Consider the following 23,520-nt stretch of genomic DNA (forward strand, 5'->3'; position numbering starts at 1 on the left):
TGGCTTGCGGCATGGCGTGGCGGCGGTGACGGCAGTCGGGTGCGGGCACGTCGGCTGAACCTCGATCACCCGATGGCTATGCGGATTTCGCCGACGACCGCACCACCGCCGGGCAGCCCACCGATGACACCGTCGGCCTCCAGGGCGCGAATCTCCGTCTCGCTCAGGCCGACAGCGGTGAGCAGCTCCGTATTGTGCTGGCCGAGCAGGGGAGCGGGCCCGCGGTGGAAACGCCGCGGACCGGCGGAGAACCGCACCGGCACGGTGCTGTGCCTGGCCGTCTCGGCGACCGGGTGGGCGACCGGCTCGAAGAACTCCCGGAACTGTAGCTGTGGCAGCTCGAACTGCCGGTGCGGTTGCATGACCTTCGCGACCGGTACACCGGCGTCCCAGAGAATGCGGACGATCTCGTCGCTGTCGCGCTGCGCACACCATTCCGCGAGCCGCTCGTCGATCAGGTCATGCCTGCGGCGGCGCCCCGGCGCGGACGAGAGTTCGGGATCCAAGGCCCAGAACGGGGTCCCGAGCGCTTCGCGCAGCCGCCGCCACTGCGCGTCGGTGGCGACCGCGATCGCCACCCAGCAGTCCTCCCTGCCGAATTCGTCCACACCCGAGGCGCGATAGAGATTCTGCGGCGCGGCGCAGGGACCGCGGTTGCCGTCGCGTTGGAGCAGCGCACCGTAGGCCGAGTACTCGATCACCTGCTCGGCGGCCACATTGAGCGCGGCCTCGACCATCGCGGCCTCCACCAGCACGCCGTGTCCGGTGCGGCGCCGGTGTTCCAAGGCCAAGAGCAGGGCGTTGAGGGCGTGCACGCCCGCGTTGGGATCACCGATCGAATAGGGCTCGACCGGATTGCCGTCCGGGTGGCCGGTCAGCCAGGTCAGCCCCGAGGTGTCCTCGATGACGTAGGCGAAGGCCGGATTGTCGCGCCAGGGACCGTCGAGGCCGAAACCGGGCATCCGGACCATGATCGCGTCCGGGCGCAGTCGCCGCACGGCCGGATAGTCCAGGCCGATCTGCTCGAGCACGCGGGGTGTGTAGTTCTCCACGATCACCTCGCAGGTGGCGGCCAGCCGCCGCAACAGGTCTCGCCCGCGATCGGAGCGGAAGTCCAGCGTGAGGCCCTTCTTGTTGGTGTTCAGCCCGGAGAAGACGGGGGACTTCTCCCACCATTGCTCTTCGCTCGGCGGCACGCCCGCGATGAGGCGGGTGCCGTCGGGGTGTCCGGCCGATTCCACGTGGATGACTTCGGCGCCGAGCATGCCGAGGTAGTGCGTGCACGACGGCCCGGCCCAGAACGTCGTGAGGTCGAGGACGCGAAGATGTTCGAACGGCAGGGGTTGCGGTGCGGTGCGTCCTGCCGTGCGCGGGCGTTTCCGGCGGCGGGCACGATATTCCTCGGTGTGCTCGCCGAGCCGGGGAGCGGGTCGCGGATCGCACAGCAGCGTGGGCGTCGTGCGATACGGGGGGCCGGGCTGGACGAAGCCGTCGCGGGGGTTCACCGTGAAGAATCTTCGCGCTACGTGATGATCAGTGGTCGTGGCGTTTGCTCCGTTCACCACCGGGCCGTTGGGAATGCGGAAGGCGGTCGCCAGATCGCGGATCACCTCGGCGGGCTGCTCGGCAAACCAGGCGAAGATCTCCGGCGCCTTCTCGTTGGCCCGCTGGGTGATCGCCGGGGCGGGGTCCTCCTCGATCCACTCCGGATGCCCCACCATCGCGCACAGGTCGAACCACTGCTGCGCGGTGCCGCAGCCCACCGCAACCAAGCCGTCGGCGGCGGTGGTGACCCCGGGCACGCTGAGCCGTCGTTCCGTGCGGAACGGGCGGCCGAGCGCGTCGAAGAACGAGACGGGGAAATAGGTGAGCCCGAGGATCTGGGTCTCCAGCACGGACAGATCGACCAGCTCGCCCGCGCCGGATCCGAGCGTGCGCAGCCGCGAGGTCATGGTGGCCGCGCTCGCGTAGGCGCCGGCGAACCATTCCCCGATCCGGCCGCCCACGTGCACCGGCGCTCGGTCCGGCGCGCCTCGGCCGAGGCCGACGATGCCGCCGGACCACGCTTGCAAGGTGAACTCGGTGGCCGGGCGGTCGTGCCACGGCCCGTCGAGACCGAACGGGGTGATCGCGGTGACCACCAGATGACGGTGCGCGCGGCGCAACGCGGCCGGGGCGAGCCGGGGGTGCTCGGCGAGCCGCGACCCCGGCGACCACACCACCACGTCGGCCGCCGCGAGCAGGTCGTCGACGAGTTCCAGGTCCGCGGCCACCCCCGGCGCGGCGACGACACTCTTCTTCGAACCGGCCAGGAAGGAGAACAGCGCACCGTCGGACCCCGGGTCGATGCGGGCCAACGATGCCGACCACCGGCGAAGCGAATCCCCCTCCGGCGCTTCGACTTTGATGATCTCCGCGCCGCCGTCGGCCAGCAGCTTGGTGCAATAGGCGCCTGCGATCCCCGAGGAGACGTCGACCACGACGCAACCGCGCAACGGCGGTTCGACGGGACGCTCGGAGCTGTTCGCGGATTCTTTCGATCCCATGACCTCTCACCGTTCCGATTCCCGCGACCGAGTGCTCCGGCCTCGGCCGGGCCGGGCTAGACCTTCTTCTTGCGACCGGACTTGCTCAGCCGGAATTCCGGCGGAAACCGCGCGTCATTGTCCTTGACCGAGTTGTTCAGCCCGCTTTCGAACGCGTTGTCCAGCATGAGTTCGTCGTCGTCGGCGTGGATGTGGCCGCCCATCGATTCGAAGAACCCGCTCAGCAGACTGCCCATGTACTCGCCCTGGTGCTGCTTCATCACTTCGAAGAACACCTTCTGCATGAACACGGTGTCGGTGGGCCGGTTGCGGGCACAGGCGCGGGCGTACTTCTCGGTCTCGGCTTCGAGGTCGGCTCGCGCGACGACCTTGTTCAGGAAGTTGCACTCGTACATCTCCCGCGCGGTGAAAGCCCGGCCGGTGAAGACCATCTCCTGGAACCGGCGCAACCCCATGGTCTGGGCCCACGTCCACATCCGCGGCCCCCAGCCGTAGTACCGGAAGGACGGATGACCGAAAAGGGCGTCGTCGGAGGAGATCACCAGGTCGGCGTCGGCCGCCTGATAGAAATGCCAGCCATAGCAGTAGCCTTTCACCTCCAGGATGCTGATCTTCTTGAACTCCTGCAGGCTGCGGCAACCGGCTTGGGCGTTGGCGTACCACTGGCTGATCGTGGCGCCGTGCCGGAAGGACGCGCGGGGCGGATACCGCACCTCGTCCTCGCCGATCTTGTACTCGCTCAACCGCGGACCCTGCGTGGGCGCGCTCTGCACCGCCATGAACTCGGGCAGGTCGGCTCCGGTGCCGAGGTCGTCGCCCGCCCCGCGGACGACGAGCACTTTCACCTCGTCGTCGACGTTCGCGCGGTGCAGCAGGTCGGCGTAGCGCAGTCGGGCCGCGATGGTGGGCGCGTTGAGATGATCGGGACGGTCGAAGGTGATGGTCGCGATCCGGGTCTTGGGGTCCTTGTCGTAGCGGATGATCTCCTCCGCCGACGGCTGCTCGGGACCGGACATGGACGGGCTCCTTCCTAGTGCTCCCAGTGCGGAGCGGTGGTGAGCACCTCGGCGCCGTCCTCGGTGATCAGGACCGCGTCGCGCCCGAACACCGCCCCGACACCGGATTCCCACGTGTACGCGGTGACGGCGAGGACCATGCCCGGCTCGAGGCGTTCGGCCGCGGCGCTCGCACGCAGGTGATCGGTCAGTACCGGCGGATCGAACCCCATGCCGAGCCCCCGCGCGACAGGCATCGGCGGCAGCGGTTCCCCCGCGATCTCGTAGGCGGCGAGCAGGTCCGTGCCCGCCGCTCCCGGGCGGCACGCCTCCAGCAGCCTGCCCCACAGGCCGTCCCACCGCCGGTACAGCTTGCGGACCCGGTCGTTGCCTTCGCCGCCGACCGGCCAGGTGCGGCCCACCTCGCCGATATAGCCCTCGCCCAGCACACCCGAGGAGAAGGCCACCAGGTCGCCCGCCCGCGCGCGGCGGTCCGCGCCCGCCCGCCGCCAGGGGTGTTCCCGTGAGGTCACCCATGCCGAGTCCTGCGAGGCCGGGGTGCTGACGCCGCCGGCGGCCATCGCCTCGAGCAGCACGCCGATCAACGCCTGCTCGGTGACGCCCGGCGCGAGCAGGCGCACGGCCGCGGCCAAGCCTTCCTCCGCGATGGCGAGGGTCGCGCGCAACACCTCCACTTCCTCGGGAGTCTTGATCCGGCGTGCGGCGCGCATCGCCAGTTCGCCGTCGACCAGTTCGGCCGAGGGAAAGGCGAGCGGAAGCAGCTTCGCGAAGCCGGGTGACAGCGCGTCGGTGCCGACCCGCCGCGCGGTGGCGGCGCCCTCGATGCCGCGCAGCACGGCGATGGTGTTCATCGGATTCCACGCGATGCCGTACAGGTTCTCGTGCGGGATGTCCTCCGGCACGCCTTCGTCCCACGTGCTCAGCAGATGCACCGCGCGCGTGCGCCGCACCACCGTCGCCACCGGCCCGAACGGGCGGGTGCCCGCGACCCACAATTGCGGTGTGCCGGAGACGTAGCGGGCGTTGGCCTGGCGTCCGAGCACCAGAACGTCCAGATCATGGGCTTGCATCTGTGCCATGGCACGTTCGCGCCGCCCATGTCGCAGGGCGCGAGCGTCGGGCAGAATCTCAGTGGCCATACGGCGCGTAGGGGTAGTCGGTGAGGGCGGTCCAGCCCTCCTCGGTGATCACGATGATTTCCTCGCTTCGGTAGCCGCCGGTGCCGTCCTCCCAGACCACCGGCTCCAGCACCAGCACCATGCCGGGTTCGAACACGAAGTTCTCGTCGAACTCGGCGCCGAGATCGGTGCCGATCATCGGCATCTCGGCGGCGCTCACGCCGATTCCGTGTCCCAGATAGAAATGCGGCAGCCAGGGCTCGGCGCCGCCGGCGGCGGCGATCGCCGCCCGCGCGAGATCGGCGGCCGTGGCGCCGGCGCGGGTCACGTCGAGCACCGCGGTGAGGATCTCGCGCCAGCGCTCGAACTGCCGCTGCTGGCGGGCGTCGGGCTCGGCGCCCACCGTCCAGGTGCGGCCGAAGTCCGAGCAGTAGCCCCCGTAGGTGATGCTGACGTCGGTCCAGAGCACGTCACCGGCGCGCAGTTCCCGCTCCGTGGTCAGCAGTGGCAGAGCCAGATCGCCGTGTGTGGTCCAGACGCCGTCGGCCTTGGTCTCCGGCATCACCTGCCAGATGGCGTCGAGCATGGTGGCGGTGGCGCCGAGTTCGAACGCCCTGCGCACGAAGCTCGCCGACAGATCGATCTGCCTGCGCCCCGGCGCGAGCGCCGCCTGCACGTCGACCATGGCCTGCTCGGTGATCCGGCACGCGGTGCGGATGCAGGCGATCTCGTCGGGTGTCTTGATCAGTTTCGCGGCGCCGATCACGGCGGCGGCATCCGCGGGAGCGCCGCCGGGGAACAGCGTGGATCGCGCCCGCAGCATGGCTCCGGTGCACTCGTCCACCGCGATGACCGACCCCGCCGGGACGAGATCGGCCACGATGCGCGCGAAAGCCGCTACGCCCTCGTCGAATTCGAGATACACCGGACCGTGCAGGTGGTCGCCCGGGAGATCCGATTCCGCCGAGGCTCCCTCCCGGAACGGCAGGAGCAGGTGCGGCCACGGATCGCCCGCCACGACCACGGCGACCGGCCGTTCGACGTGGGCGAGCCCCGCGTCGCCGAGCGGCCAGTTCGCCCCGGTCGCATATACGACGTTGCTGTTGTTCAGCAGAATCAGCGCGTCGACGCCCTGTTCGGCCATGGCCGAGCGCAGCCGCGCCCCGGTCTCGCGCCGCATGCGCGCGCGATCCGGCACCTCGGGGATCGCGAGGGACGAGGTGGCCGCGACGGGGAACGACGTCATGACAGACCCAGGAATGCGGTCACGTTGCCCCTGACGATCCGGGCGGCGTCCTCCGGCCCCACGGCCTGCACCACGGCTCGCAGGGATTTCTCCGAGTAGCCGAACGTGCTCTCGTTGTGCGGGTAGTCCGACGACCACATGACCCGGTCGCGGCCGATGTGGTCGATCAGCGACAGGCCCAGCGGGTCCACCATGAACGAGGCGCGCATGTGGTTGTCCCAGTAGTAGCGCACCTCGTGCTCCACCGGGCGATCGAGCATGTGCTGGAAGGAGGCAAGCATGTGCTCGGCGTCCTGGATCGCGGAAGCCACCCAGTTCACCCCGCCCTCGAACCAGCCGATGCTCAGGCCGGGATGCCGGTCGATGATGCCGCTGAAGATGTACTTGGAGAACAGTTCCCGGAACGGGGCGACGTTGTGCATCATGCCGACGGCGACGCTGTTGACCTCGCAGGGGCTCGACAGCGGCGACTCGCCGATGTGGTGGGAGACCGGCACGCCGGACTCCTCGATCGCGTCCCACACCGGGATCATCGCGGTGCTCGCGTAGTCGATGACCTTTCCTTCGTCGTCCTTGCCCGCCGACAGCGGCAGCAGGAACGTCTTGAGCCCCAGTGACTTCAGCTCCGCGAGGGTGCGGCGCGTGCCTTCGGCGTCCCACCAGTTGATCAGTCCGACGCCGTAGAAGCTGCCGCCGGAGCGCTCCTGCAACTCCGCGATGTAGGCGTTGTACACCCGGAAGGAGAGTTCGCGAATCTCCTTGTCGGGGTAGAACAGCAGCGCCAGCAGCGCGTTCGGGAACGCGAGCTCCTTGGCGATGCCGTCGGCGCGCAGATCCGCGATCCGCGCCTCCAGGTTGCCGCTTCCGGAGCCGTCCAGCGGGTCGTACTGCATCAGCACATGACTGAAATCGCCGGGCAGGAACGACTTCCCCTTCCGGCCCAGCTGGTATGCGCCGTCCTCGTACCACACCCGCGGGGCGCGGTCCTTGAGCGATTCCGGGAACCGCTCGTAGAAGATGTCGTGCGCCAGCGAGATGTGGTTGTCGGCCGAGAAGACCTCGGTGCCCGGTGGCAGGCCGGCCGAACCCTCGGCGTGGCCGCGGCGGTCCTTCGGCGGGCCGAAGCCGCCGGGCGGGTACAACGAGGCACTGCTGGTCGGAACCGACATCTTGACCCTCCCATGGATCTGTTCGCGGCACGGAACCGCTGTCGCGTCGGCGGGGTGCGGATGCGGACTGCGTCGGCGGCGCGTGGGGCCAGCGGCGGCACCCGAAGATCGCCGCCGGGCTCGCGACGAGCCGCGTGGCGGTGATCCCCTTCGGATCACTGCGGTTCCGTCGTGGAAATGACGTTATCACAATGTGAGAGCCACACCTACATATGTCATTGACCAGGCACCCGATTTCCGGCTCGGGACTGCGAGAATGAAATTATCTTCTGCTCGCGGTGAGGGGCCCTTGTCACACTGCCGAAACCAACCTACTGTGTGTTCACTAGGTTTGATCGAACAGGGATTCTCGTGACCACTCCTCGTCCTTACGCCTCCCTGCTGGCCAAAGGTGAAGACCGCCGACAGCGCATCCTGGCGGTCGCCCAGCGCCTGCTCACCCGGAATGGCTGGCGCAGTACGACATTGGCGCAGATCGCGCGCGAAGCCGGCGTTAGCCCGGCCGGACTGCTGCACCATTTCCAGTCCAAGGAGCAACTGCTGCACGCCGTGCTCGACGCCCGCGACGCGGACGACGCCATGGAAGCCGATGTGACGGGAGATCTGTTCCTGGAGATCCGCAAAGTCGCCGATCGCATCCAGCGCTCACCGGAACTGGTGGGCACCTTCGTAGTCCTGCTGGTGGAGAACCTGCTGCCCGAGGCTCCACTGCACGAGCGCCTGCTCGACCGTTGGAAGGTGGCCGTCGGCATCGTCGCCGACGTCATCCGCCGCAACCAGGAGATCGGACGGTACCGGCCCGATTTCGACCCAGACATCCGGGCTGTGGAAATCGTCGCTTTCATCAATGGAATGGAGATCTCATGGATGCTCGACCACTCGATCCCGCTGACCGAGGTGTTCCACGAGTACACCAGGTCACTGGCGCGCGACTTCGCGCCGGATGGGGAACGAAGAGATACCGCCTCGACGTCGTCGCGACCAGCATCGTCGACGTAGTCCAGCACGCGGGCGGATGGCTGTTCGACCGCTCGGTCGCGGGGTGGGACGTCACGGTGCTGGTGGCCGATCCCTCGGATACGCGGCCGCTGCGCATCCTCGGCGCCGAGGTGCTGGACCTGGAGCAGGTGCTCGCCTCGCGCGGGCAGGGGCGGCAGCCGCACGCGCTCGCGGTGGCCGCCGACGTCTGCGAATGCGATCGCCGGGCGCGCCGGGGTCTGCTGAAGGCGTTGGACGACGGCGGCGTGCAAGTGGTGGTCTGGGGTGAGGGCTGGCCCGCGCCCCCGGAACACCGGGTCGATCCGGTGCTGCACCGGCTCAGCGTCGCCGCGCAAGCCTTCAAGGCCCAAGCCCTGACCGCGGCGGCGGTTCCGGCCACCTCGGTCGCAACGACCGAGGTCTTCCGCATCGGGCTGTCGTCCTTCCCTCCGATCGGCGCGGATCTCAGCCCCGTCGGCTGACTCGCATCCGTCCCGAAACTTTCTCGCCTGCTGCCTGTTTCGGCCGCTACCTGCCGTCCTCCGCGTCTCCGTCGACCGTGCGACACCCCGTCGCCGCGATCAGGGCGGCTAAGGGTTTCGCGCATCGGCCTGGCTGTTCGTTGACGCGGTCATCGACGCGCCGTGCCGCCGAGCCGACACCGGCCGTCCGTAGCGGCTGCCCTTCTCCCTCATTGAGTTCTCTTGAATAGCGTGTAATCATATTCATATATGAGAATGGCATTTTCGGGAACGAGAGGGGGATTAATGCGAGCCGAGGCCGAGGTGCGGGGGACCGCCCGCCCGGCGGGACGGGCACTGTTCACGACCATCACGCGAGCGGCGGCGGGCCCCATGCAGGCGGTCGGCGGGTTGTTCGCCATGTCGGCGGACGCGGTGCGGTTGTTGTTCCACAGGCCGTTCCAGACTCGGGAATTCCTCGAGCAGTCCTGGTTCCTCGTGCGGGTTTCGCTGGTGCCGACACTGCTGGTGGCGATCCCGTTCACGGTGCTGGTGAGCTTCACGCTCAACATCCTCTTGCGCGAACTCGGCGCGGCGGATCTCAGCGGCGCGGGCGCCGCGTTCGGCGCGGTGACGCAGGTGGGTCCGATGGTCACCGTGCTGATCGTCGCCGGGTCCGGCGCGACGGCGATGTGCGCCGACCTCGGCTCACGAACCATCCGCGAGGAGATCGCGGCGATGCAGGTGCTGGGCATCGACCCGGTGCAACGACTCGTGACGCCGCGGATGCTCGCCTCCGGCTCGGTGGCGTTCCTGCTGAACAATCTGGTGTGCATCATCGGCGTGATCGGCGGCTACGTGTTCTCCGTCTACGTCCAGGACGTCAATCCCGGCGCCTTCGCCGCCGGCATCACGCTGCTGACCGGGATCGATGAGGTGATCATCTCCTCGGTCAAAGCCCTGCTGTTCGGGCTCGTGGCCGGGCTCGTCGCCTGCTACCGGGGATTGATCGTTTCCGGCGGGGCCAAGGCCGTCGGCAACGCGGTCAACGAGACCGTGGTCTACGCCTTCATGTCGTTGTTCGTCATCAATGTGGTCGTCACGGCGATCGGCATCCAGATGACCGTGCGGTGAAGGAGCGGCGCCCGTGACCCTGATCGCGCGCTATCCGAAGACGATCCGGCGGATCCGGCGGCCGTACCAGGCGCTGGGCCGGATCGGTGACCACGCCATCTTCTATGGAAAGGCGCTGGTGTACGCGCCGTTCGCCGCCTGGCGCTACCGCAGGGAGACGGTCCGGTTGATCGCCGAGATCAGCATGGGTTCCGGGGCGCTGGCGGTGTTCGGCGGGACGGTGGTGATCGTGGGATTCCTGACCTTGGCCACCGGCGGCACCCTCGCCGTCCAGGGCTACAGCTCGCTGGGCAACATCGGCATCGAAGCGCTGACCGGTTTCCTGTCGGCGTTCATCAACGTGCGCATCTCCGCACCGGTGGTGGCCGGCATCGGGCTGGCCGCGACCTTCGGCGCCGGCGCCACAGCCCAGCTCGGCGCGATGCGGATCAACGAGGAGATCGACGCGCTGGAATCGCTTGCCATCCAACCTATTCCGTACCTGGTCGGCACCAGGATAGTCGCGGGCATGATCGCGATCGTCCCGCTGTACGCCTTGGCGGTCATCGCCTCGTTCCTCGCCAGCAGGCTGACCACCGTCGTGCTGCTCGGTCAGTCCGCCGGGCTGTACGACCACTACTTCGGGACCTTCCTGAACCCGGTCGACCTGGTGTGGTCGTTCGTGCAAGCGATCCTGATGGCGCTGACGATCCTGCTGATCCACACCTACTTCGGCTACTTCGCCAGCGGGGGACCCTCGGGTGTCGGCATCGCCGTCGGCAACGCGGTCCGGACCTCGCTGATCGGGGTCGTCTCGGTGACGTTGCTGGTCTCGCTGGCGGTCTACGGCGCCAACGGGAACTTCGATCTGTCCGGTTGAGAGGTGCCGATGTTGTCGACGATGAAGTCGCTGGCCGTGGCGTCGCGCGGACTGTTGCGTCCCGCGGCGGGGCTGGCCTCGATCGCCGTGGGGATCGCGGTCGTCGGCCTCGGTGTGACCATGTTCAACGGCGGATTCGCCGACACCGTGCCGGTGACCGTGCTGTCGCCGCGCGCCGGACTGGTGATGTATCCGGACGCCGACGTCAAGATGCGCGGGGTCACGGTGGGCAAGGTCGCCTCGATCGAGGAACGCGCCGACGGGCTCGCGTCCATCCGGTTGGCGATCGATGCCGGGCAGCTGCACCTCATTCCCGCCGACGTGCGCGTCGACATCGCCTCGACCACGGTGTTCGGCGCGAAGTTCGTGCAGTTCCTCCCACCGGAACACCCTGCGCCGCAGGCGCTTCGGCCCGGACAGGTCCTCGGCGCCGAGCACGTCACCGTGGAGATCAACACCGTGTTCCAGCAGCTGACCGCGGTGCTCGGGCGCATCGAACCGGACAAACTCAACGAGACGCTCGGCGCGATCGCCGACGCTACCGGCGGACGCGGCCACGAACTGGGCGTGATGCTCGGCGACTCGGAGCACTTCCTCGCCCAGCTCGAGCCGGGCCTGCCCGCGCTGCGCGCCGATCTCGCCATGGCGCCTGCGGTGCTGAACGACTACGCCGACGCGACCGCGCCCCTGCTAAACACCGCTCGCAACGCCGCCGCGATCAGCGAGACGATCGTGGCCGAACAGCGCGATCTCGACGCCATGCTGATCGGGCTGATCGGCTTGTCGGACACCGGAACCCGGGTGCTGGCCGACAACCATGCCGCGTTGGACACCACCCTGGCGGCGCTGGTGCCGACCACCACCCTCACCAACAGCTATCACGAGGCGCTGACCTGCGCGCTCGACGGTTTCGGGTGGCTGTCGCGATCCAAGCCGGTCGACGTGCCCGGGCTCGGGCTGTCGGCGAACTTCCTGTTCGGCACCGAACCGTACCGGTATCCGCGGAATCTGCCCAAGGTCGCCGCCACGGGTGGCCCGCAGTGTTCGGTGCTGCCGGTTCCCTACGAGGGACGGCCGCCGTTCGTCGTCGCCGACGTCGGCGCGAACCCGTTCGAGAAGGGAAATCAGACCGTGGAGCTGAACGTGGGCAACCTCCCGCAGGCCCTGTTCGGTCCGCTCGCCGGGCAACCGGGGGACGGTGGTCCCCGATGAACCCGCGCAACTCGCCGTTGCTGAAGTTCGGTGTGTTCGCCGTGGTGATGCTCGTGCTGTCCGGCTTTCTGGTGCTCGTGTTCGGTGAGTACCGGACCGGGACGCGCGCGGAGTACGCCGCCGTGTTCACCGACTCCTCCGGACTGCGGCCGGGCAACACCGTCCGCATCGCCGGGGTGGAGGTGGGCACGGTTCGCCGGGTCACGCTGCGCGACGACCACAAGGTCAGGGTGGCGTTCGACGCGGACCGCGGAGTCGCGCTGACCAGCGGCACCGCGGTGGCCGTGCGCTATCTCAACCTCGTCGGCGACCGCTATCTGGAGCTGACGGACACACCGGGATCGACCGGAATGCTGGCCGCGGGCAGTGAGATTCCCGTCGAGCGGACCTCGCCCGCGCTCGACCTCGACCTGCTGCTCGGTGGTCTGAAGCCGGTGATCCAAGGCTTGGACGCGCGCGAGGTGAACGCGCTGACCTGGTCGTTGCTGGAGATCTTCCAGGGCAAGGACGGCACGCTGGATTCGCTGCTGTCGCGGACGTCGTCGTTCACCACCGCGCTCGCCGGGCGCTCCGAGGTGATCGGGCGGCTGATCGATCACCTCGGCGCGGTCATGGCGACGCTGTCGAAGGAGGGCGAGCAGTTCGCGGGCACCGTCGACCGGCTCGAACAGCTGGTCACGCAGTTGTCGCGGGAGCGAGATCCGATCGACGCGGCGATCGACGCCCTCGACGACGGCACCGCCACCGTCGCCGATCTGCTCACCAGGGCCCGGCCGCCCTTGGCGGGCACCGTCGACGAGCTCGCGCGCTTGGCCCCCTTGGTCGACCAGGACAAACAACTGCTCGACGACGCCTTGCAGCGGGCGCCGGGGAATTTCCGCAAGCTGGTGCGCACCGGCGCCTACGGCAATTTCGTCCAGTACTACATCTGCGCGGTCACCGTCCGGGTGACCGACGAGACGGGGCAGGTGGCGGTGCTGCCCTGGATCGAGCAGAAAACCGGAAGGTGCAGCGGGTAGCCATGCTGGAGTACCGCGGAACCCGTCTGGCCCGTCCCGGCGTGATCGGGGTCGTGCTCGCGGTCTGCGTCATCCTGATCGGATTGCAGTCCCAGAAGTTCATCGAGTGGGCCACCACCGTGCGATACCAGGCCGTCTTCAGCGAGGCGGGCGGCCTCGCCGCGGGCGACGACGTGCTCGTGTCCGGCCTGCGGGTGGGCCGGGTGTCGAAGGTCGCGCTGCGCGGAGGCGACGCCTGGGTGACGTTCGCGATCGACGAGACGATCCGGCTCGGCGACGACACCGCGGCGCAGATCAAAACCGGATCGCTGCTGGGAAAGCGGGTGCTGGCCCTCGTTCCTGCCGGCGCGCACACCCTGCGGCCGTCCGGCGTGATCCCATTGGAGCGGACGTCGTCGCCCTATTCGCTGACCGACGCGGTCGGCGATCTGGCCACCAACGTCGCGCAGATCGACACCGACGCGCTCAACCGGTCGCTGGACATGCTGTCCTCGACACTGGACCGCATCGCGCCGCAGCTGGGCCCGGCGTTCGACGGAGTGACCCGGCTGTCGCGATCGATCAACAGCCGCGACGGCTCGCTGCGCGACCTGCTGCGCACGACCGCCGACGTCACCGCGATCCTCTCCCAACGCGGCGAGCAGGTGAACACGCTGATCCTGAACGCGAACGCGCTGCTCGGCGTGCTGGCCGCGCGCAGGCAGGCGATCGTCGACCTACTGGCGGGCACCGCCGCGGTGGCCGGCCAGCTGTCGGGCTTGGTCGCCGACAACGAGGCCGAGCTCGCGCCGACCCTGGCCCGGCTCAACTCGGTGGCGGCGATGCTGGAGAAGAATCGCGACAACATCGCCGCGGCGATCCCCGGGCTGGCGAAAGCCGCGCTCACCCAGGGCGAAGCCGTGTCGGGTGGGCCGTTCTACAACGCCTACGTCGCCAATCTGATCCCCGCCCAGCTCATCCAGCCGTTCATCGATCAAGCCTTCGGCATCCAGCCGCCCAGCGCGTTCCCCGTCCCGGCCCCGGAGCCGCCGCGATGAAGACCAGAATCCTCGGCGCGGTCGGTGCGGTGCTGGTGGTGTCGCTGGTCGTCACCGGCGCCTACCTCGGATACCGAACATTATTCGGTTCCAGGACGATTCGTGCTGTCTTCACCTCCGCCACCGCTATATACAAAGGCGACGACGTGCGCGTGGCCGGAGTACGGGTCGGCCGGATCGGCTCCATCCGACCGCGCGGCACCACCACCGAAATGGAGCTGGAGGTCGACCGCGACGTCCCGATTCCCGCCGGCGCCAAGGCGGTGATCGTCGCCCAGAGCCTCGTCGGCGCCCGCTACGTGCAGCTGACCCCCGCCTACCGTGGGCAGGGGCCGACGCTGCCCGACGGGGCGGTCATTCCCGTGGAACGCACCGCCGTCCCGGTGGAGTGGGACGAGGTCAAGACCCAGCTCACCCGCCTGGCCACCGATCTCGGCCCCGGCCTGGGCTCCGCGAGCAGCTCGACCGGCCGTTTCATCGATCGAGCCGCGGACGCGATGGCAGGAAACGGCGAGAAGCTGCGGCAGACGCTGGCGCAGTTGTCCGGGATCGGCCGGGTCCTGGCCGACGGCAGCGGCGACATCGTCGGCATCATCGCCGAACTGCAGCACTTCGTGACTGTGCTGCGCGACAGCGATGTGCAGATCGTCGAATTCCAGAACCGGCTGGCCAGCCTGTCCAGCGTGCTCGACGACAGCAGATCCGACCTCGATGCCGCGCTGTCGGAACTGTCCGTCGCCGTCGCGGACGTCCAGCGCTTCGTCGCCGCCAACCGCGACGGCGCCGCCGAGCAGGTGCGGCGGCTGGCGAACGTGACCCGGAATCTCGTCGATCATCGAGACGACCTCGAGGAGTTGCTGCACATCTTCCCGACGAGCCTCGCCAACTTCTACAACATCTACAACCCGGACACCGCGACCGAAGCGGGTGTATTCGTGCTGAACAATTTCTCCAACCCCGTGCAATTCGTGTGCTCGTCCATCGCCAGCCTGGAGAAAACGACGACCGCCGAGGCCGCGCGCAAGTGCCGGGATTATCTCGGGCCGGTCATCGGTCTGCTGAACTTCAACTACCTGCCGTTCCCGGTCAACCCGCTGCACGGGCCGAGCGCGCGCCCGGAAAGCCTGATCTACACCGAAGATCACCTGATCCCCCGAGTGGTGGCGACCGAAGGGCCGCCGCCACCACCCATGCCCGGCATCGCGGACATCCTGTTGCCCGGCGGAAGGCGTTGACCGTGAGAGCTTCTCCCCGACGCGGCCACCGATTGCTCGCCGTCGGCGCCTGTTCGATGCTGGCGCTCACCGGATGCGGCTGGCACGGGGTGAACTCGCTGCCGTTGCCGGGCGCGCCCGGGCAGGGACCTGCGGCGACCGTCATCGAGGTGGAGATGGCGAACGTCGGCACGCTGGTGTCGAACTCGCCCGTGCTCGTGGACGATGTCGTGGTCGGCAGCGTGCGCGGGATCCGGCTCGACGGTTGGCACGCGGTGGTCGAGGCGTCGATCCGCCCGGACGCCGCGGTGCCGGCGAACGTCGTCGCGACGATCGGGCAGACCAGCCTGCTGGGGTCGAGCCACCTCGCGCTGAACACCCCAGCGGGCGTCGCGCCGTCCGGGCGGCTGGCGTCGGGAACCCGGATCCCGCTGAACGGATCCTCGACCTATCCCTCCACCGAGCAGACGCTGGCGTCGCTGTCGGTGGTCGTCAACGGCGGAGGGCTCGGCCGGCTCGGCGAGATCATCCGTAATCTGAACGACGCCTTCGGCGGGCGCCAGGAACAGGTCGGCTCGCTGCTGGTCCGCCTCGACACGATGATGGGCGTGCTCGACGGCCAGCGCGACGACATCATCGGTTCGATCGATGCGCTCGAGCGATTGGCGGGGCAGTTCGCCGAGCAGCGCGACGTCGTGACCGAAACCTTGCGAAGGCTTCCGCCCGCACTCGACGTGCTGCTGGCCCAGCGGCCGAACATCACCGCGGCGCTGGATCGGCTGCGCGCGTTCAGCGACACCGCCACCGCCGTGATCACCGACGTCCGAACCGATCTGGTGACGAATCTGCGCAACCTCGAGCCGACGCTGCGGGCGCTGGCCGACGTCGGCCCCCAGATCGACGCCGCGCTGGCGTACGCGACCGTGTTCCCCTACGGCCAGAGCGTCATCGACCGCGCGGTGCGGGGCGACTACTTGAACCTGTTCGCGACGGTCGATCTCACCGTTCCCCGCCTGAAGCGGGAAATGCTGCTTGGCACCCCATGGGGCGACCCGACTGCCGTCGTGCAAGCCGCGGTCGGTGACCCGGGGTATGCCCGGCAGACCTCGAACCCGCTCGGCGCCGCGATCGCACCGCCGACCGACGGAGGCCGCTGATGCTGCTATCCCGTTTCGTCCGAGCGCAATTGGTGATCTTCGCGATCTTGTCGCTGGTCGGGCTGAGCACGATGGCGACCGTCTACATGCGCCTGCCCGACCTGGCCGGCGTCGGCACCATCAACGTGTCGCTCGAGCTGCCGACCACCGGCGGGCTCTATCGCTTCGGCAATGTCACCCTCCGTGGCGTCGAGGTCGGCAAGGTGAGCTCGGTCGAGCTGACCGGCAGCGGCGTGCGCGCCACGCTGAAGATCGACAGCTCCTACCGCATTCCCGCCGACCTCACCGCGCAAGTGCGCAGCGTGTCCGCGGTCGGCGAGCAGTACGTCGAACTGCGCCCCCGCACGGACGCGCCGCCCTACCTGCGTGACGGATCGGTGATCGATCTGCGGCACGCGACGGTTCCGCAGCCGGTCGGCCCGATGCTCGACAAGCTCGGCGATCTGGTCGGCAGCATTCCCGCCGACGAACTGCACGCACTGCTCGAAGAACTGTTCCAAGGCATGCACGGCGCCCGATACGACCTGGACTCCTTGCTGAACTCGGCACAGACCCTCGCCGCCGATCTCAACGGTGCCGGTGGCCGGGCCCGCGCCCTGATCGAGGACTCAGGGCCACTGCTGCATACCCAAGTCCGGTCCGCCGACGCCATCCGGATCTGGACACGCAGCCTCGCCGGCGTCACCGATCAGATCGTCGCGAACGACCCGCAGATCCGCGGCCTGCTGCGGACCGGCCCCGGATTCGCCGCCGAGGTCGCGCACCTGCTGGACTCGGTGCATCTCACGTTGCCGATCCTGCTGTCCGGCCTGACCTCGATCGGGCAGCTCGCCGTCACCTACAACCCCGGGCTGGAACAGATCCTGGTGCTGCTGCCACCGGCGATCTCGATGATCGAAGCGGTGCAACCCAATCGCAACGCCGCCGGGCTCGGCCTCGGCGACTTCCGGCTCGGCGGCATCTCCGACCCGCCCGCGTGCACCGTCGGTTTCCTGCCGCCGTCGGCGTGGCGATCGCCGGAGGACACCGACACCATCGACACCCCCGACGGGTTGTACTGCAAACTGCCCCAGGATTCCGACATCGCGGTGCGCGGCGTGCGCAACATTCCGTGCGCGAACAACCCCGCCAAGCGGGCGCCGACCGCCGCCCTGTGCAACAGCGACCAGGAATTCCAGCCTCTTGCCACCGAACAGCCCCTGCTGGGTCCCTACCCGCACGACCCGAGCCTGGAAGGGCAAGGTGTGCCGCCCGATTCACGCTGGAATCAGGGCGCGGGACCGGCGGCCGCACCCGCCTCGGCCCCCGCGGCGCCCTCTATCGGCATCGCGCGCTACGACCCCCGGACCGGTAACTACCTCGGCCCGGACGGCCGCCTCTACCAGCAGAGCAACCTGGCATCCTCGACCGACCGGACCTGGACCGACATGCTGCCGCACTGACCGCCGCCGCGCCCGATCGGCCCGGGGAATGCCGCGAGGACCGTTGTGCTGGTCCGGTTTCGAACCCGGTGACGCCGAGTGCCTGCGGCCTGGCCGGTTCCATCGACGCCCGTGGAAGGCGGGCAGGGACACCATCGAAGCCGGGACTACGCACACCTCCAGCGCAGCGCGACAAGGTAATTCGCGTGACTCGTGCGGCTGATCGGTCGATAATCGACCCTTCACGAGTCGATGGCCGGAGGTGGGGAATGAAGTTGGCGGAGGCGTTGGCGTTGCGCGCGGATACGGCGCGCCGGATCGAGCAGTTGCGGGCTCGCATCGTGAGCAACGCTCGCTTTCAGGAGGGGGAGGAGCCCGCCGAGAACGCGGCGGAGCTGCTGGCCGAGGCGGGGCAGGCGCTCGGTGAGTACGAGACGCTGATCCGGCGCATCAATCGGACCAACGCCGCCGCGCGGATCGGAGACGACGGCACCTTGACCGACGCGCTGGCCCGCCGGGACGCGTTGCGGCTGCGGCACTCCCTGGTCACGGCCGCCGCCGACGCCGCGGCGGGCAAGGGGCAGCCCGGATACGCACGCCAGCTGCGATCCGAGCTGAAGATGTTCGCGGCGTTGCCGGTCGCCGAACTGCGCGGGCAGGCCGATGACCTCGCCAGGGAACTGCGGGAGCTCGACGTGCGCATCCAGCGCTCGAACTGGGAGGTCGACCTGCTGGATTGACCGGGAGAGGTGGAGCAGGTAGCCGTCGCGGAGGCGTGCACGAACCCGACTGGCCGACGGGATATTCGGCCACTTTCTCGGCGCACGATGGGCAGTGCGAGGGGTTCGATTCCCCGTCTCACACCGCAGCCCAGCACCGCGCACACGAGACAGTGCACAGCACACAGCACATCACCATGTGCAGATCCGCGGCGGCGAGGGCGGGTCAGGGGCACTCCACCTCTCGCGTCAGTTCCAGAGTTCGCCGCAGGGCAGCGGCGGCAGGCCGGGGCGGATGTCGTCATCGACGGTGACCACGAATCCGGCGTGGGCGCCCGGTTCGGCGACGACGTCCGCGATCTGCGCCGCGCCTGCCTGGTACTCCACAGCGAAAGCGCCCGTGTCGACGCGGATATGCCGCAGGTCGCGGATGGGCGCGAATCGATCTCCGGCGGGCGTCGCGCGGGCGGGCCGGGACATCAGGGCGCCGATCGCGCGGAGCGCCTACGCAGCAGGGCGAAGAGTAGGACGAGGAGACTCACCAAGGCCAGGACGCCCAGCCGGGCGCCACTGCTCGCACCGGCGGCTTGGAGCAGATCGATCGGCTCGGCCGGTTTGCGCGGTGCGGTTGCGGTGGCCGTGGCCGAGTCGTCACCGTCCGCTGGGACCGCTGACAGCGCGCCCGGCTCCGGCTCGGTCGGTGCGGATGCCGTGATCTCCGCGGCGAGGTTGGTGGCGAACTGGCCGATGAGCGTGCCCGCCACGTCGGCGAGCGCACCACGGCCGAACTGCGCGGGCTTGCCGGTGATCGCCAGATCGGTGTCCACGAAAACCTCTGTCGCGCCGCCGGAGTCGACAAGCCGGCAGGTGATGGTCGCCTTGGCCGTTCCGTTGCCGCGAGTTTCGCGGCCACGCCCCTCGAGCACCGCGATCCCGGCGGCCTCGTCCTGGGAGAGAACCTTGATCACGCCGCTGTAGCTCAGCCCGACGGGCCCGAGTTTGACCTTGATCTTGCCGTGGAAGTCGTCGCCGTCCCGGGAAGTGATGACGGCGCCAGGAACGCAGGGGGCGATGCGTTCCAGGTCCAGCAGCACCTGCCAGGCCTGCGCAGCCGGAACGGGAATGGTGAAGGTGTTGTCGAGTTTCATGGAATTCCTTCGGTCCTCACGCCTGCCGCGCGGCGGGCGTCTCGGCGCTGCTCGAGTCGGCGGCGGCGCGGACCGCCCGGACGATGCCCTGATAGCCGGTGCATCGGCACAGGTTGCCGGAGATGGCCTCGCGGATCTCGGTCTCGGTGGGGTCGGGGTTGTCGCGCAGGAAGGCGGTGACCGACACGATGAAGCCGGGGGTACAGAATCCGCACTGCAGGCCGTGGTGTTCCCGGAACGCCGCCTGCACCGGCGAGAGCTCGCCGTCCGGTCCCGCGATGCCCTCGACGGTGGTGAGTTCGGCGCCGTCGGCCTGCACGGCGAACAGCAGGCAGGCGCGCACGGCCTGGCCGTCGAGCAGGATCGTGCACGCGCCGCACACACCGTGCTCGCATCCGAGGTGGGTCCCGGTCAGACCGCAGGTGTCGCGCAGATAGTCGGCCAAGGTGAGCCGGGGCGGCACCCGGTCCCGGCGCAGGGCGCCGTTGATGCGCACCTCGATGTCGACGTCAGTCATTCCCGGCCTCCTCTACGGCGCGTCGCCAAGCGCGCGCCACCATTGCCGCGCCGACCCGCCGCCGGTAGTCGGCGCTGCCGTGCACATCCGACGAGATCGCGTCCAGTCCGGCGGTCGCGTTCCGGCCGATCTCCTCCGCCGACGTGGCGGCGACGGCGGTGCCGATCAGTCCCGCTTCGGTCTCGGCCGCCCGCACCGGGGTCGGTGCGAGGCCGAACAAGCCGATCGCGCACCGCTCGACGCGGGAGTCCGCGTCCAGCCGGACCGCCACCGCCGCGCCCGCCATCGCGAAATCTCCACTGCGGCGGGCGAACTCCTCGATCGCGAAGCCGCATCGGCCGCGCCGGATCGGGAAGGCGACCCCGGTCACCAGCTCGTCGGGAGCCAGATCGGTGGTCCACATGCCGGTGAAGAACTCCGCTGCCGGGATCGTGCGCCGTCCGCGCGGGGAGAGCGTCTCGATCTCGGCATCGAGGGTGAGCGCCACCGCGGGATACTCCGCCGCGGCGTCGGCGTGCGCTATCGCACCGCCGATCGTGCCCCGGTTGCGGATCTGGAAATGCCCGATGAGGGGCGTGGCCCTGGCCAGCAACGGCACGCCGCGGCGGACGTCTTCGGACCGGCCGACCTCGGCGTGCGTGGTCGCCGCGCCGATCCGGACGGTACCGCCGCGCGTCTCGATACCACGCAGTTCTTCCACGCGGCGCAGGTCGACCAGATGCTCGAAGACGGCCAGCCGCAACGCCAGCATCGGCACCAAGCTCTGCCCGCCCGCGATGATCTTGGCCTCGTCACCGAGGTCGGCCAGGAGCGCGACGGCCTCGTCGGCGGTCGCGGGTGCGTGGTACTCGAAGGCCGCCGGTTTCATGCCGAGCCCTTTCCGGCGGCGCGCGCCTCGTCCAGCATCGCCACGATCGTGGCCGGGGACAGAGGCAGCTTCGAGATCTCCACGCCGAACGGCGCGAGTGCGTCGGCGACGGCGTTGAGGACGGCCGGGGTGGCGCCGATCGCCCCGCCCTCGCCGACACCTTTGAAATCGCCGGGCCCTGGGCTCGGTGTCTCGATGTGCCCCACTTCGATCGTCGGCGTTTCGGCCGCGGTGGGCAGCAGATAGTCCAGGAAGGTGGTGGCGACGGGATTGCCGCTCTCGTCGTAGGCGAGATGTTCGTAGAGTGCGCCGCCGATGCCCTGCACCGTGCCGCCGTAGATCTGGCCTTCGACGACGTTGGGGTTGATCATCGGGCCGCAGTCCTCGCTGACGATGTAGCGCAGCAGCCGCACCGCCCCGGTGTCGATGTCGACCTCGCAGGTGCACACGTGGGTGGCGTTGGCCCAGATCGCCAGCTGCGGGGTCTTGTAGCGTTCGCTCGCCTCGAGGCCGGGCGGCACCCCGGGGGGCAGCGAATCCGTCTGGTAGTAGGCGATTTCGGCGATCTCGGCCAGCGTCAGCCCTTCGTCCGGCGCCGCGCGGACGGTGGCCCGGCTGCGGACGAACTCGATGTCGGCGGGGCTGACGCCCAACCGGTGGGCGGCGATCGCCAGGATGCGTTCGCGCAGGACAGACGCCGTCTCGGCGATCGCGCCCGCCGTCATCGAGCCGGATCTGCTGCCGCCGGTGCCGCCGCCGAACGGCGTGATCGCGGTGTCGCCCTGAATGGTGCGCACGTCGGCCAGGTCCGTTCCGAGCGCGTCGGCGGTGAGCTGGACGACGGTCGTCTCCAAGCTGTTGCCCGCGGAGCCGCCCGCGACGTAGACGTTCACCTTGCCGCTCGGTTCGATGCGGATGGTGGCGCCCTCGGTGCTCAGGAACGGGCTGCCGCCGGTGGTCGGCTCGACGTAGGTGCAGGTGCCGACGCCGAGGTAGCGGCCTTCGGCGCGAGCTTCGCGTTGCCGCTCGCGGAAGGCCTCGTAGTCCAGCATCTCGACGGCCTGCTCCAGCGTTTCCAGCGGCGAGATGTTGTCGTAGGTCATCCCGTTCGGATTCGCCCACGGCAACTCGTCGCGGCGCAACATGTTCCGCCTGCGCAGTTCGATCGGGTCGATGCCGATCCGCCGTGCGGCGTGGTCGAGCAGGATTTCCCTGGTCACCGATTCGAACTGCCACGGCCCCCGGTAGGCGAGCCTGCCGACGGTGTTGGAGTACAGGAACTTCGCGGTGAACGAGGCATCGCTGATCCGGTACGGCCCGGGGAACAGCAGCCCGACGACGACGCCTCCGGTGAGCGGCGACGGCGTCGGATAGGCCCCCACGTTCTGCACGTGGTCGATCGCGGCGGCGAGAATCTTGCCCTCGGCGTCGAACGCCATCCGGACGTCGGCGTGCTCGTGGCGCGACATGCCGGCCGCCATCAGGTTCTCCTGGCGGTCCTCGATCCACTTCACCGCCGTGCCGAGCTTGCGCGCGGCCAGCAGGACGCAGGCGTCCTCGCGCAGCGGCACCTGCTTGAGGCCGAACCCGCCGCCGGTGTCGCGGGCGATGACGCGCACCCGGTGTTCATCGATGCCGAGCAGCCGGGCGCAGAACCCGCGCATCTCGTGCGGTGACTGGGTGGAGCTCCAGATCGTCATCTCCGCGGTCGGCGCCGACCAGTCCGCGACGATCCCGCGGGTCTCCAGCGGGACCGGCAGGTAAGCCTGCTGAAAGATCCGCTGCCGCACCACATGTGCGGCGGAGTCGAACAGTGGCGCCAGATCGGCGGCCGGACGACCGGCCATCTCGCCCGCGGAGTTCCCGGCGAATCCGGCGTGCACGAGGTTCGGCGAATCCGCCGCCGTGACGTAGTCCACCACCGGTTCCAGCGGCTCGTAATCGATGATCACCAGTTCGGCGGCGTCCTCGGCCACGTACCGGTCGACGGCGACGACCAGGGCCACCGGGTCGCCGACGAAGCGCACCTCCTGCTCGGCCAGCGGCGGCCGCGGCACGGGAGGGAAGCCGACGATGTCCAGCGCGTAGGAGATCTCGTGGACGCCGGAATTCAGGTCGGCGGCGGTGTAGACCGCCAGCACGCCGTCGAGTTCGAGCGCGGCGGAGACGTCGATGTCGCCGATCGCGGCGCGGGGGAGCGGGCTGCGGACGAAGCACGCGTGCGCCATGCCGGGGCGGGTCACGTCGTCGACGAAGGTTCCCTTGCCGGTCACCAGGCGTGCGTCCTCGAGGCGCGGCACCCGGGTGCCGACGACGCCGGGCGTGGTGGTCGTTCCGGTCCGGGTCATCGTTCGGCTCGCAGGTGGTGTGAGCCGGATTCGATGCGGGGCTCGGTCGTCATCCGTTTCGTCCTCCGTTGACCTCGGCGCCGGCTGCCCGGTGAACGTCGCCCTCGGCGAGCTCGGACATCGTGGGCGGCGCCGCTGCCGCGGCTTCCGGCATGCCCGCGCGCCGATCGATTGCCGCTCGCGAATGCTGAGCACCTGTTTAGCATCGGGAGTCGCACGGCGTCAATCCACCTATGTCGAAAATGAGTATGACGCTAGTATTGTACGAGAATTGCATTCTCGCCACCAGATGGGCGGCACTGCGGGGCCGGCGGTGGGACGACGATTGCCGAG

General features: G+C 69.2%; 21 protein-coding genes. 11 read left to right on the forward strand and 10 right to left on the reverse strand.

The window, feature by feature from the left end; genetic code table 11:
* Positions 1-65: 65 nt before the first annotated feature.
* The 5 genes from U3653_RS09020 to U3653_RS09040 are packed head-to-tail and all read right to left on the reverse strand — an operon-like array spanning position 66 to position 7,095.
* Complete coding sequence (locus U3653_RS09020; protein WP_195079159.1) at positions 66-2,546, reverse strand: CaiB/BaiF CoA-transferase family protein; 2,481 nt, start codon at positions 2,544-2,546, stop codon at positions 66-68.
* A 56-nt stretch (positions 2,547-2,602) separates the two neighbouring features.
* Positions 2,603-3,562 (reverse strand): enoyl-CoA hydratase/isomerase family protein, encoded by a 960-nt coding sequence (locus U3653_RS09025; protein WP_195079160.1) that lies wholly within the window; start codon positions 3,560-3,562, stop codon positions 2,603-2,605.
* A 14-nt stretch (positions 3,563-3,576) separates the two neighbouring features.
* Positions 3,577-4,701, reverse strand: coding sequence for a M24 family metallopeptidase (locus tag U3653_RS09030; RefSeq protein ID WP_195079161.1), 1,125 nt, complete (start codon positions 4,699-4,701; stop codon positions 3,577-3,579).
* Complete coding sequence (locus U3653_RS09035; protein WP_195079162.1) at positions 4,691-5,926, reverse strand: M24 family metallopeptidase; 1,236 nt, start codon at positions 5,924-5,926, stop codon at positions 4,691-4,693. Before U3653_RS09035 ends, U3653_RS09030 begins: the two co-directional genes overlap by 11 nt.
* A complete protein-coding gene (locus U3653_RS09040) occupies positions 5,923-7,095 on the reverse strand; it encodes an amidohydrolase family protein (protein ID WP_195079163.1) in 1,173 nt (390 codons plus the stop codon). Before U3653_RS09040 ends, U3653_RS09035 begins: the two co-directional genes overlap by 4 nt.
* Before the next feature lie 351 nt (positions 7,096-7,446).
* Between U3653_RS09040 and U3653_RS09045 the strand changes: the two genes are divergently transcribed.
* The 11 genes from U3653_RS09045 (at position 7,447) to U3653_RS09095 (ending at position 18,327) form a co-directional block, all read left to right on the forward strand.
* On the forward strand, positions 7,447-8,094 hold the full coding sequence (locus tag U3653_RS09045; RefSeq protein ID WP_195079164.1) for a TetR/AcrR family transcriptional regulator: 648 nt from the start codon (positions 7,447-7,449) through the stop codon (positions 8,092-8,094).
* On the forward strand, positions 8,082-8,555 hold the full coding sequence (locus tag U3653_RS09050; protein ID WP_195079440.1) for a hypothetical protein: 474 nt from the start codon (positions 8,082-8,084) through the stop codon (positions 8,553-8,555). Before U3653_RS09045 ends, U3653_RS09050 begins: the two co-directional genes overlap by 13 nt.
* 372 nt (positions 8,556-8,927) lie before the next feature.
* Complete coding sequence (locus tag U3653_RS09055; protein ID WP_195079441.1) at positions 8,928-9,668, forward strand: MlaE family ABC transporter permease; 741 nt, start codon at positions 8,928-8,930, stop codon at positions 9,666-9,668.
* Positions 9,669-9,687: 19 nt separating this feature from the next.
* Positions 9,688-10,527 carry an MlaE family ABC transporter permease gene (locus U3653_RS09060; RefSeq protein WP_397070405.1) on the forward strand — a complete coding sequence of 280 codons (840 nt, stop codon included), beginning with the start codon at positions 9,688-9,690 and terminating at the stop codon, positions 10,525-10,527.
* Positions 10,528-10,548: 21 nt separating this feature from the next.
* Positions 10,549-11,739: an MCE family protein gene (locus U3653_RS09065; protein WP_195079442.1), complete on the forward strand. Its 1,191-nt coding sequence runs from the start codon at positions 10,549-10,551 to the stop codon at positions 11,737-11,739.
* Complete coding sequence (locus tag U3653_RS09070; protein WP_195079166.1) at positions 11,736-12,758, forward strand: MCE family protein; 1,023 nt, start codon at positions 11,736-11,738, stop codon at positions 12,756-12,758. Before U3653_RS09065 ends, U3653_RS09070 begins: the two co-directional genes overlap by 4 nt.
* A gap of 2 nt (positions 12,759-12,760) precedes the next feature.
* Positions 12,761-13,795 (forward strand): MCE family protein, encoded by a 1,035-nt coding sequence (locus U3653_RS09075; protein ID WP_195079167.1) that lies wholly within the window; start codon positions 12,761-12,763, stop codon positions 13,793-13,795.
* On the forward strand, positions 13,792-15,030 hold the full coding sequence (locus U3653_RS09080) for an MCE family protein (RefSeq protein WP_195079168.1): 1,239 nt from the start codon (positions 13,792-13,794) through the stop codon (positions 15,028-15,030). The genes U3653_RS09075 and U3653_RS09080 overlap by 4 nt, the downstream gene beginning before the upstream one ends.
* A 2-nt stretch (positions 15,031-15,032) precedes the next feature.
* The gene (locus U3653_RS09085; protein WP_323124077.1) at positions 15,033-16,166 is read left to right on the forward strand and encodes an MCE family protein; all 1,134 of its coding nucleotides are present in this window, start codon (positions 15,033-15,035) and stop codon (positions 16,164-16,166) included.
* 2 nt (positions 16,167-16,168) lie between these two features.
* Positions 16,169-17,608: an MCE family protein gene (locus U3653_RS09090; protein WP_195079444.1), complete on the forward strand. Its 1,440-nt coding sequence runs from the start codon at positions 16,169-16,171 to the stop codon at positions 17,606-17,608.
* A 248-nt stretch (positions 17,609-17,856) separates the two neighbouring features.
* Complete coding sequence (locus tag U3653_RS09095) at positions 17,857-18,327, forward strand: DIP1984 family protein (protein ID WP_195079169.1); 471 nt, start codon at positions 17,857-17,859, stop codon at positions 18,325-18,327.
* Positions 18,328-18,555: 228 nt separating this feature from the next.
* On the opposite strand, the gene U3653_RS09100 is transcribed toward U3653_RS09095, so the two are convergent.
* The 5 genes from U3653_RS09100 to U3653_RS09120 are packed head-to-tail and all read right to left on the reverse strand — an operon-like array spanning position 18,556 to position 23,187.
* Positions 18,556-18,786, reverse strand: coding sequence for a hypothetical protein (locus U3653_RS09100; protein ID WP_195079170.1), 231 nt, complete (start codon positions 18,784-18,786; stop codon positions 18,556-18,558).
* Entirely contained in the window at positions 18,786-19,454 is a 669-nt protein-coding gene (locus U3653_RS09105; protein WP_195079171.1) for an SRPBCC family protein, read from the reverse strand. Before U3653_RS09105 ends, U3653_RS09100 begins: the two co-directional genes overlap by 1 nt.
* 16 nt (positions 19,455-19,470) lie before the next feature.
* Entirely contained in the window at positions 19,471-19,971 is a 501-nt protein-coding gene (locus U3653_RS09110; protein ID WP_195079172.1) for a (2Fe-2S)-binding protein, read from the reverse strand.
* Positions 19,964-20,839, reverse strand: coding sequence for an FAD binding domain-containing protein (locus U3653_RS09115; RefSeq protein ID WP_195079173.1), 876 nt, complete (start codon positions 20,837-20,839; stop codon positions 19,964-19,966). The genes U3653_RS09110 and U3653_RS09115 overlap by 8 nt, the downstream gene beginning before the upstream one ends.
* On the reverse strand, positions 20,836-23,187 hold the full coding sequence (locus U3653_RS09120; RefSeq protein WP_195079174.1) for a xanthine dehydrogenase family protein molybdopterin-binding subunit: 2,352 nt from the start codon (positions 23,185-23,187) through the stop codon (positions 20,836-20,838). Before U3653_RS09120 ends, U3653_RS09115 begins: the two co-directional genes overlap by 4 nt.
* Between the last annotated feature and the right edge of the window lie 333 nt (positions 23,188-23,520).

This window comes from Nocardia implantans, assembly GCF_035544775.1.
Classification (GTDB): Bacteria; Actinomycetota; Actinomycetes; order Mycobacteriales; family Mycobacteriaceae; genus Nocardia; species Nocardia implantans.

Excerpts from the sequence above, each read along its gene's own strand:
- U3653_RS09020 (WP_195079159.1), bottom strand. The coding sequence starts at position 2,546 with ATGGGATCGAAAGAATCCGCGAACAGCTCCGAGCGTCCCGTCGAACCG.
- U3653_RS09025 (WP_195079160.1), bottom strand. The coding sequence starts at position 3,562 with ATGTCCGGTCCCGAGCAGCCGTCGGCGGAGGAGATCATCCGCTACGAC.
- U3653_RS09030 (WP_195079161.1), bottom strand. The coding sequence starts at position 4,701 with ATGGCCACTGAGATTCTGCCCGACGCTCGCGCCCTGCGACATGGGCGG.
- U3653_RS09035 (WP_195079162.1), bottom strand. The coding sequence starts at position 5,926 with ATGACGTCGTTCCCCGTCGCGGCCACCTCGTCCCTCGCGATCCCCGAG.
- U3653_RS09040 (WP_195079163.1), bottom strand. The coding sequence starts at position 7,095 with ATGTCGGTTCCGACCAGCAGTGCCTCGTTGTACCCGCCCGGCGGCTTC.
- U3653_RS09055 (WP_195079441.1), top strand. The coding sequence starts at position 8,928 with ATGCAGGCGGTCGGCGGGTTGTTCGCCATGTCGGCGGACGCGGTGCGG.
- U3653_RS09065 (WP_195079442.1), top strand. The coding sequence starts at position 10,549 with ATGAAGTCGCTGGCCGTGGCGTCGCGCGGACTGTTGCGTCCCGCGGCG.
- U3653_RS09070 (WP_195079166.1), top strand. The coding sequence starts at position 11,736 with ATGAACCCGCGCAACTCGCCGTTGCTGAAGTTCGGTGTGTTCGCCGTG.
- U3653_RS09075 (WP_195079167.1), top strand. The coding sequence starts at position 12,761 with ATGCTGGAGTACCGCGGAACCCGTCTGGCCCGTCCCGGCGTGATCGGG.
- U3653_RS09080 (WP_195079168.1), top strand. The coding sequence starts at position 13,792 with ATGAAGACCAGAATCCTCGGCGCGGTCGGTGCGGTGCTGGTGGTGTCG.
- U3653_RS09095 (WP_195079169.1), top strand. The coding sequence starts at position 17,857 with ATGAAGTTGGCGGAGGCGTTGGCGTTGCGCGCGGATACGGCGCGCCGG.
- U3653_RS09100 (WP_195079170.1), bottom strand. The coding sequence starts at position 18,786 with ATGTCCCGGCCCGCCCGCGCGACGCCCGCCGGAGATCGATTCGCGCCC.
- U3653_RS09105 (WP_195079171.1), bottom strand. The coding sequence starts at position 19,454 with ATGAAACTCGACAACACCTTCACCATTCCCGTTCCGGCTGCGCAGGCC.
- U3653_RS09110 (WP_195079172.1), bottom strand. The coding sequence starts at position 19,971 with ATGACTGACGTCGACATCGAGGTGCGCATCAACGGCGCCCTGCGCCGG.
- U3653_RS09115 (WP_195079173.1), bottom strand. The coding sequence starts at position 20,839 with ATGAAACCGGCGGCCTTCGAGTACCACGCACCCGCGACCGCCGACGAG.
- U3653_RS09120 (WP_195079174.1), bottom strand. The coding sequence starts at position 23,187 with ATGACCCGGACCGGAACGACCACCACGCCCGGCGTCGTCGGCACCCGG.